1 protein-coding gene is annotated in these 1,089 nt (G+C 40.3%); it reads right to left on the bottom strand.

Translation table 11 applies throughout. From position 1 onward, the window contains the following. On the bottom strand, window positions 1–1,089 hold a 1,089-nt coding region (locus tag AC1DUW_RS30045; protein ID WP_477644342.1), incomplete at both ends, for a xanthine dehydrogenase family protein molybdopterin-binding subunit.

Raw genomic sequence — 1,089 nt, 5'->3', positions numbered from 1 at the left:
ATTCAGGATTTTCTCCATATCTTAACGGTCTATATGTTCTAAATTGAGGATTCAACACCCTACCAAAGTTATCAAAGTAGAACGTTTCACGTCCGCCAAAAGCTAAGCCCATGCTCATTGCACCCATTATTTGTCCTTCTGCAGTTTTTTGATTCAGTACCTTTCCAGCATCAATGACAGATATTGCCCTGAMTATCTTGTAAGTATACTCATTTATGTCATACTCTACCTCAACCCCTTGTGCACCAACTGTCCATTCAGGTCCTGGCTTGCCTGCACCTGTTTCGGGGTCTAAATTTGTTATGTGTGGAATGGTATATTGTCCTCTACCTATTATTTGTCCTCCTATTGCACTTCCATCAGGATATTTATATCCATAAACTAGCTGATTGAATGGTATTCCAACTTCTGGATCACCCCTCAGATATACCTTTTCTTGACCGAGGTCGATGTCTTCAACTGGGGCTCTTAACACAATGGAAGCAAGTTGCTTTATTTGTAATAGAGCATCTTCGGCAGCTTGAATCGCTGCCCTCCCTGCCATTAATGTCGCACGACTTGCTACAGTTTTCCAATGTTCTGGAGTACTCTGTGTATTTACCTCCATCTGAACTTTTACATGATCAATATCCATCTTCAATTTTTCAGATACAATCTGTGCTAAAACCGTTTTCGTTCCTGTACCGATTTCTATTACTCCTGATATGACGTTTACACTTCCATCAGGATTAAAGGTTAAAATGACACCTGAGCCAGCGTTGGTATCAATCGTAGAAGTTTTCCATACACAAGCTATCCCTTTCGCCCTGATTGTATTGTCGTTTATTTTAACTAGCTGGCCCTCTTCCCAATTCATTTTTTTCTTAAGCTCACTTATACATTTAGGGAGATTACCTACCGTGCTAGAATTCAATTGAACCTGGGTTGGAGTGGAATTACCTGGGAGTATCGCATTCATTTCACGAAGTTCAAGTGGATCTATTCCAAGCTTTTTGGAAAGGGAATCCATAGTCCGCTCAAATGCAAACAAAACTTCTGAATGAGCAAAGCCTCGATAAGGTGAGGCATATGGATGATTTGTATACATAC

It is taken from the genome of Peribacillus sp. P4_C12 (assembly GCF_056402095.1).
The sequence above is the reverse complement of the archived record's forward strand: the minus strand, read 5'-3'. Positions and strand labels throughout refer to the sequence as shown.